This is a genomic window from Plebeiibacterium marinum (assembly GCF_026013615.1).
Taxonomy (GTDB): domain Bacteria; phylum Bacteroidota; class Bacteroidia; order Bacteroidales; family Marinilabiliaceae; genus Saccharicrinis; species Saccharicrinis marinus_A.
Genome location: NZ_JAPDPI010000044.1, coordinates 38147 through 47636 on the forward strand (window position 1 = coordinate 38147; position 9490 = coordinate 47636).

A 9490-nucleotide genomic window follows, 5' to 3' on the forward strand; every position below is an offset into this window, starting at 1 on the left:
TTGTAAATAAGTCTAAAATCTATTATCTAAAATCTAACGATCTATTTTGAGTTATTTCTCCCATGCTATTACACATTTACCTATGGCATAAAAGTTATTACCCTCTTTTTTCATCATAGCAGTATAAAGAACAGTAAAAGTGCCATCCTCTTCTTCAATAGCGCAAAGAGGAGTTCGCATCGCATGGTCGCCATCTTTAGCCCATATCTGATCATTTGATTGTGCCTTTATTCGTTTCTCTTTGCTCCAATGAACTCCATCCATAGAAATACTATAAGCAATTTCCTGATCTCCAAACGAATCAAAAACAGCAAGATAACGACCATCTTTCAACTCAGTAACCTGAGCGTTTTCAAGAAATTCAAGGGCTATTGGTAGTGGATTTATTCCAACAGGTAAACGTTCCCATGGCCCTGATAATTGGGGAGCTTTAGCCAAACCTACCGGCCAACCGCCTTTGGGCTTATGATTATGCCCATCGTAAAATGCATACCATTGTTTTCCTACTTTATAAGGATTAAAAGTAGCAACTGCTTGTTGTCCTTCCCAATATTGCGAATGTTCATCAGGTTCCATAACAATTCCCATATCTGCATAAGGTCCGGCAATACCATCAACTCCTGGTTTTACAGATTTGGCACGCCAGATACGACCTTCATAATCAAAATTTGCAATCTCTCCTTTTGACTTGTCACCGGCCCGGTAGGCTACGTAAAATATATTCCAGGCATTCTCTTCCTCATTAAATTCCACTCCTGTAACCCAAACTTCTGATCTTGGGTTGGTTGCTGAACGACCGGGAATGCTCTCCACTATAGTGGATTGACGTTGCCATGCTTCTGTATCTGTGCTGGTCCAATAAGCAATCCGTAAATCACGATGAGAACGCTCAAACATTTCATTAACAAACATGTGATACACCCCATTAACTTTAACAACTTGTCCTGTTTCAAAACCTGAGCGATTATTACTTTGAATTACATCCGTATGATCAAATGAAACCACAGGTTTTGGAGTTTCAGATACAGGCACTAACGTTTCTTGCGCATTAGCACTGCTAACTAAAATAAAAATCAAATTCAGACAGATATACAGAACCCATTTTTTGGCTAAAATAAAATTATTCATAATCAAATTTCTCATTTGTGTTTATTAATACTACGTCAAGTTCAAAGTCCTTTATCCTTGTTCCCTGTTCCTTGTGACATTTTATTTAACATCCACCTCAACACCTTCCGGAACTTTAAACTCTGTTTTTATTCTACCATTTTCACCTTTTGTATGTTTTACATAGATAACACCTTGCGGAGTTGGGAAAGTACCTTCTACCCAATTTAAATCACCTAAATGAGGTTCAATTTTTATCTTTTTACATCCAGGCTCCAGTACTTGTATACCAAGAACATGCTCACTTAACCAGGCTGTTGGTCCTGATGCCCATCCGTGACAAAGACTCCTTCTCAATCCGATATAACAGGATGTACCTGTTGAACGATGATAATCCAGTTTACCCTCCGGAATAAATGAATCGATGGGAGCAGCATTTTGAGCTTCTTCAAGATTAAATTCCTCCCAAAAGGTAGTAGCTCCTAAATCCAACATTGCACCCCAAAATTCACGAATATTATTTAAGGCTCCTGTATAGTTACCTGCCTCAGCTTGTGCGAGTAACATATAATATCCCATGTAAGCTGAGAAATCCTTAGCTCCATCTTTGGAAATAATTTCTGAATCAGCATCTGTAGCATCCATCATACCTGAAAGAGAAAGAAGTGAAGCAGCTTGTTTTGTATCAACATCTTTAATTTCCTCTTTTCGCATTTTATTTGCCAGGTTATGATAGGTAACAGACTTCTCTCCTTCACCTAAAACATCACATAGTTTTGCTCCCTTTTCAAAAGCCATAACCATTAGTGCTTGCAAACCGGCGTGTGTAGTTTTACTATTACGATAAGTTGGCCAATCGATAAAACGCATTCCTACCTTATAAAGGTTTTCATTGCCTTCCGGTGTCACATATTCACTTAGAGTATCTAATAATTTTACCAGATAATCCTTTTGTTCCTTTAAGTAATCTAATTTTCCATGGTATTTATACCAATCGTATTGCATTAAGATCCACCACAATGAATAGGATGGAATTTTGTTTATGAACTTAGGAAGAGGTGTTGTTTCTTTTAGAAAATCAAGAGATTTAGGAACAACCTCATTAAATCCAAATACAGAGTTAATGGTCATCATTTCAGGGTGCATATCACCCGACCACACCATACGGTCACGTTTAATGCCATCCAATAAATAATCCTGCATACATAAATGAACGGTGTAAGCTCCAGTCTCCCATATTTTATTCAATTTATCATCATCCGATTTAAATGAACCCAAATAAGGAAGGTCTCTGACAACCGAAACGGCACGTATTGATTTTAACACCAATGAAGCATTTTTACCTAACAAATCTATACGAACAAAACGGAATCCTGTATTACCAACAGTAATTGCCCCATATCCAGGCAGTGTCAAATTAAGATCACGCATAGCATGATGATTGGTCGCCTTTCCTCCACCATATCCTGATTTTCCGGTATGTAATTCACCACAAGCCTCACTCACTGACTCTCCAAAACGCAATCTGATTTCAGGGCTTACATTGTTACTCTGCGAAGTTATTATTTCAATTCCTCCATGCGTTTCAACACCAAAATCAAGAATAATTGAAGAAGTATCTTTTCCTGCATTTTTTATTTTACACAAATTTTGTTTTCCAAAAAATGGCTGTGTTCCATTGTTTTTCAGAAGCACCTCTGGTTGCACAAACAAAGAATCTGAGGAAATCCACACAATTCGTTGTGGGATAATATAAAACCGTGATAATTGATCCTTTATTATACGGGCATTCAGTTCATTGGGAAAGTTATTTGCACACCGGGATAACCCGTCTGATGTAATAGCACTTCTCCTATTTACAGGTGTAGTGCAAGACAATAGTAAACAAAATGAAACAATCAGTAGTGTATATATCTTCTTAATCATATAAATATTTTATAGCTTAACAATTTTAATCTACTAGCACAACAACTCTGTAAAACTAAAAATGAATAAATTTAATGCAGAAAACATGAGGCTGTCAGATACCCGGACAACCTCATGCAAATAACTATATTATAAAAAATTTAGTATCCATAATTCTGCATTTCTGATTTCTCTTCGTCGGATAGTGATTTTCCGTTAGCGTTTGTAATCCCATCAAGAAATGACTGAGGAATTGGACGTCTGATGTGTTGCTTCGCATCGAAACTGGTTTGCTGAAGCGAACCATCATTAAATGCATTCCATCGTGATCCTAAAAGATTTGTTCTGGCTAAGTCCTCCCATCGATACATCTCACCACAAAGTTCTCTCGTGCGCTCATTCATTAAAAACGCCATGTATAAATCATCACCTGACACTCCAAGTTCATCGTAAATAGGTTTATCTATCTCTGAATTTATGATGTCGTCAATACCACTTAAAGTTATGTTTGTTGCTGCGGTTGTTTCTGCTATATTATTTGACTCATAATAAGTATTGTAATCCCAATATGCTGCACCATCCAAATAGCCGGCCTTATGACCACCCATACCATCTGTAATATTCGAATTAGTTCTATATGCCACACCCCCGTCAATATTCACACTTCTATCTTCTCCATCTTTGTATGCAGCTCTGGTTCTCAATGCATTAAAATAAGGAATAGCGTTTACAACCTCTCCTTTTCTAATATATGCCTCTGCAATCATCAGATAATCTTCAGCAGACCGGGCAAGTGTCAGGTCGCGGGTTCCTTTCTCATCGTTATAGGTTTCTCTTGAACCGTCTCTGAATTTAGACAATCCTATAAACTTTCTAAATGAAGACATACTTCCTGAGTTTCCAATCTCTCCGATCCATAAATGACTCTCGCCTGCAAAATAGCGCACATAGGTCCAGGGAGCTTCCAGTTTTCCATCTTTAAGCGTATTTCCAAGATCATCCCTATATTGTGTATAAGTGTCATCTCCAGCATCGTTTACTATAAACTTCATTCCCAGTTCACCGCCAACAAATCTTTTTTCTCCAACAGTATATCCATCGGCAAGAACCATATCGTCAAATTGGTCACTAGTCCATGTCGGAGCATACCTTGAGTAATTACATCCAAATGTAGTCGTAAATGATTTCCAGAATCTGGAGTCGTTTACACGATCAAATACCTCAATGGTGTAGTTTGAAGGCCTAAGGGAAGCAAGGCCTCTACCCCCGGAAATATCCCTTTTAAGACCCGCATAACCTGTTCCTCCATCATATTGGGTAGTATATGCGGTATGAAATCTATTTCCAAATCGTCCGGCTGTTGTACGATCGTCTGAAAACTGTGCTGATAATATAATTTCACTCTCTAATTCATTAGGACCATCAGGCGTAGTAAAGTTCCACAAATCAACATAGTTATTTGCTAATGGGTGTTGTGCAATTACTTCATTAGCATATTTAATCACGTCATCAAGGTCTGTGCTAACATATTCACTGTTCCAGTCATCATTTATTTCACTTGCTCTAAACAACTTTGCTTTAGCTAAAAAGTGAGCTGATACAGATTGAGTAATACGTCCTAATTCATCCGTAATTGTTGGTAACAGATCGTATGCCTCCTCAAAATCAGAAATAATTTGAGCGTAACACTCCTCTGCTGAATTTCTTGTAAAATAAGTTTCAACTGAATTGGAAGGATACAATTTAAGTGGTACACCTCCAAATTGGCGAACTAATGCGAAATAATAATAGGCCCTAAAGAAATAGCCTTCCCCAAGTCGGGTATTGTAATTCGAATTGGTATTATCATAGTATACTGGTACATTTTTAATCATCACATTACATGACTCAATAACACCATACATGGCATCCCACAATTCATCTTCTGGTCCATCAGTAGAATTTAAAGATGAATTATAATCATTGTAAGGTGTAACCCCTCCATCTTTTCCCCGGGTAAACTCATCTGTACCAATATTGTATAGTCTTGCGGCCCAACTGTAGCCAACCGGCCACTGAAGCATGGTGTAAATACCAATCGACATTTCATCCAGACCTTCCTGCGTTTTAAAATGATCTGTATCTAACGCTGTTGTTTTAACCTCATCCAGAAAACTATCAGAACAGGAAAACATGATTCCTATTGTTAATAAAAGAATACTTGTTTTAAAAAAAATATTTGAGATTTTCATATCTGTTTCAATTATATTTTTGTTCAAATTAAAAAGAAGCTTTAACTCCAAATACATAACTACGAATAGTTACTGAAGAACCAGATCTGGCACTACCTCCTGTATAATCTCTTAAATCCGGATCTAACCAATCAATTGCACTATAAACAGTACATGGGTTAACGCATTGCATATAAACATTTAAAGAGCCGATACCTATCTTTTTTAATTGTCTATTATTAAAAGTATATCCCAAATTAATATTTCTAAGCTTTATAAAAGAACCATCCTGATAACCTTGTGAAGATTTGTATGTATCTACAATACCAGGCTTATAATATTCAGCATCTTCATTTACTCCTTCCACCCAATAGTCTATCTTTCTGGATGCATACCTACCGTTTAAGCTAACTGAACCAACAGGCAATGTTTGTCCCCATCTGGAGAACAAGAAGAATGATAAGTCCCAGTTTTTATATTTGAAGGAGTTGGTCATACCTGCTGTCCAATCCGGACGACCATTTCCTATAATCTTTTTATCATTAGTTGCATCGATTGCATCATCTTCATTTAAATCTTTTACACGTATTTGTCCAGGCTCTCTATCATATTTAGCAGCTTCTGCAGCTTCTTCTGTTTTCCAAACTCCATCATAAACATAATCGTAATACACGCTAATCTCTTCTCCTACAAACCAGCCATTATCAAGCATCTCTTCTCTTCCATTAGCCAGTTTTACAATTTCACTTTTATCCTTTGACCAGGTTAAATTTGTACTCCATTCAAAATTGCTGCTTTTAATATTGGAGGTGTTTATTTGCAGATCAATACCCCATCCTTTTGTTTCTCCCACATTTGCATAAGTTGAAGTATAACCAGTAAGAGATGGAATTGACATTACCATTAACAGATCATTTGTGTTTGTAGTGTAATAATCGACAGAACCACTTACTCTGCGTAAAAATGAATAGTCAATACCGAAGTTAACCTGTGTTGTTCTTTCCCAGCCCAAGTCCTTGTTTGCCATTTTAGGAGGATTGCTTGATGTAGGATCAGAAGGAAGGTATCCTTGAATCGTATTACCATTCCAATTATAATAAGTGGTAGAAATGTTACCTTTAGTTGCGTATGCGCTAATTGCAGCATTTCCTGTAACTCCGTAACCAACACGTAGTTTTAACTGATCAATAGCGTCTATACTTTGCATGAAACGTTCCTGATCAAGTCTCCATCCTAAAGCCAACGAAGGGAAAGTTGCCCATTTATGACCTTCTGCAAGCTGAGAGGCTCCGTCCATACGAACAGATGCAGTCAGCAGGTATCTATCCTTAAGACCATAGTTAGCTCTGACCATATACGATTCCATCTGTTTTTCGGTTAATGATGTACCATAGCCCTGTATATCCGCAGCTGAACCTATGCTATTCCATAATTCTTCTGAAGTTGCAACATTTGCCATTACATCTGTACCATCAGACTTATATTTTTGAGTTGATTGCATAAGGGTTAAACCTATTTTATGCATATCACTGACCGTTTTATTATAACTAACAATGTTATCAAGAGTCCAGGCAATATTGCGGGTTGTAATTTTACGAGCAACATTTAAACCAGCACCTATCTGACCTCTTGCATCATTAAATTTCCCATTCAAATAATCTTTGTATTCAGGACCAAACTGAATTCTGTAGCTAAGTCCATCCAAAGGCTTCCAAATATTTCCAAAATTGATTTGGGAATAAATGCTCCCTGTAAATCTAAAAGTCTGACGAGAATTGGTGTTATATATCAATTCTTCAATAGGATTTATGATGTTTGAATCAGCATTAGGTTCTCGTATAAGTTCTCCTGTACTATCATAAGGAACAGTCCATGGTAACATACCTCTCAATGCTCCATAATAATCTCCTGCTCCACCAGACCCACTCCCTGTGTAGCCATAATTCTGATCCTGAAATGAAATATTAGCCGTGGCACCCATGGTAAACCAATCAACAGGGTTAGCTTCAAAAGACAACTTAGATGAATACCTGTCATAATCTTGTCCTTTAACTGTTCCTGTTTGAGTATAGTACCCCATTGAGGCATACCCCTTGAATTTTTCATTACCTCCGGAAACACTAATTGTATGATCCTGTGTTATCCCAACTTGTTTTCCCAGAGAAGTCCAATCGTAATTTCCTACTAAAGAAGGATCAAAAACGGTATGATCACTATTCCACGCTTGTTCAACATTAGCCCAGGATTCTGCAACTCCACCAAATAAAGCAAGATCATTACTATACGTAGCAACATCAGCGCCATATGAACCTGCATTAATATAAGCCTGACGAGAATATTCAATCCATTCACTTCCGTCCATCATTTCAGTTACGTCATGCATAGTACTCACAGTGTAGCTACCATTATAATTTACGGTTACTTTACCATCTTTACCCTGCTTGGTTGTCACCAATACTACACCATTGGCACCTCTTGACCCATAAACTGCTGTAGCTGATGCGTCTTTAAGAATATCAATAGACTCTATGTCACTGGGATTAATATTCTCAATACCACCGCTCTGCTGAATCATACCATCTACTACAAACAATGGCGAATTACTGGCTGAAAGCGAACGTACACCTCGAATAGTAATACTACCGGTTTCACCAGGGCGTTGATTATTTACAATATCAACTCCGGATGCCTTACCTTGCATACCTTGTAAGGCATCTTTAACAGGCATTTCCTGTAAATCATCTGCACTTACCCGTGTAAGAGCTCCCGTTACATCAGACTTCTTTTGGATACCATACCCAACGGCAACAACCTCATCCAATCCAATAGAACCTGATGATAAAACAACATCAATTTTAGTTTTATTCTCTACCTGTATTTCTTGAGTTTCCATACCAATGAATGAAAACACTAAAATATCTGTGGACTTTATACCTGCAATTGAGAATTTACCATCAATATCAGTAATAGTTCCTGATGTACTTCCCTTTTTGAAAACGGTAACGCCAGGCAAAGCTTCACCAATATCATCCTTAACAGTACCTTGAACAGTCACTCCATTTGTTTGAGCAAATACATCAGTTGAACATATTAGCAAGACTGCAATAAATAGTGTAGAAAAACATCTTCTAAAGTGTTGCGCCATTAAAAATCGTTTTAGTGATCCAAAATCGGCCTTTTGTGATTTTTTTTTCATGAAATTTGTATTATTATAATTTGACTATCAAGTGAAAAAGGCTATACATTTTTTAGACAACCTTATTATTTGAAATTCTTTTTTGTAAAAGTATTCCCTAATGATCAATCCCAGACTATCACGTCAAGCCATTTACTATCTCCAAAAGACGTTGCTTTAGTTTTTACCTTATTCAACGTCAGATGCGAAGTCTCAGCTCATATTTCTGCTCATTATTATCCGGTACAATCAACAACAGAAGTCTTAAGTCTGGAACTTTAAAATCATAAAAGAAGATATCCACAGAAAGGAATCGTACTAAAGGAAAGTTTGTAGAGGTAAAAGAAAATATGGATTCTTAATAAAAAAAGTAATGATTGTTTAATCGCTGAATATGCCTGTAAATACAATCTAAAAATATTACATTCAGATAGAGACTTTGATTTAATCACACAAAACTATTAGTATGGGAATCTAATATCTGAATAGATAAACACACATCTTAACAAACCTCAGCAGGCCCAACTCCCAGAAAGAGTCGGGACAGATGCAGGTTAACTATGGATTGGTTTTGGCCATTATTCGGATACCCTGTCCGAAGCCTATCCGAACAAAACCCGAACAAACCCGAGCGCTACCCGAACAATTCCCGAAGCCGTATCGAAAAAGTCTCAAAAACGCCATTTTTTTGAATAATTTTTGCCGATTTCGGCCATTTTCTGAATAATTTTCGCCGTTTTTGGGCTTTTTTTGAATAATGGATGCTTTTTTAAGATTTTTTAGAATGATGGCAATACTGACTGAATTATTAATCAACTATTAAACAAAGGATTACTAACTAAAATAGTCACGATAATATTATCATGACTTTTGAACCTAAAACCATACAAAATAAATGGACTACAATAATTACTTCACATCTAAATTAGATAATCCTTTGCGTATAAAAATGCTCCTTTTCTTTAAATAATTTCATACTCTCTACTGATCCATTATCTTAATTCAGAACGAGAAGATATACACCGGTTTGTTGAAAATACATAGTCAGTTGTTCACGTAAACTGTTCATAACACATTTACCTGTCATTGAGAA

General features: G+C 36.8%; 4 protein-coding genes. All 4 read right to left on the reverse strand.

Annotation, left to right across the window (positions count from 1 at the left end):
- Positions 1-51: 51 nt before the first annotated feature.
- The gene (locus OM074_RS17125) at positions 52-1143 is read right to left on the reverse strand and encodes a glycoside hydrolase family protein (RefSeq protein ID WP_301201707.1); all 1092 of its coding nucleotides are present in this window, start codon (positions 1141-1143) and stop codon (positions 52-54) included.
- A gap of 66 nt (positions 1144-1209) precedes the next feature.
- Positions 1210-3033: an alpha-L-rhamnosidase-related protein gene (locus tag OM074_RS17130; RefSeq protein ID WP_301201709.1), complete on the reverse strand. Its 1824-nt coding sequence runs from the start codon at positions 3031-3033 to the stop codon at positions 1210-1212.
- Between the two features lie 140 nt (positions 3034-3173).
- Positions 3174-5243: a RagB/SusD family nutrient uptake outer membrane protein gene (locus OM074_RS17135; protein WP_301201711.1), complete on the reverse strand. Its 2070-nt coding sequence runs from the start codon at positions 5241-5243 to the stop codon at positions 3174-3176.
- A gap of 28 nt (positions 5244-5271) precedes the next feature.
- Positions 5272-8418, reverse strand: a complete 3147-nt coding sequence (locus OM074_RS17140) for a SusC/RagA family TonB-linked outer membrane protein (RefSeq protein WP_301201713.1) — start codon at positions 8416-8418, stop codon at positions 5272-5274.
- Positions 8419-9490 lie beyond the last annotated feature (1072 nt).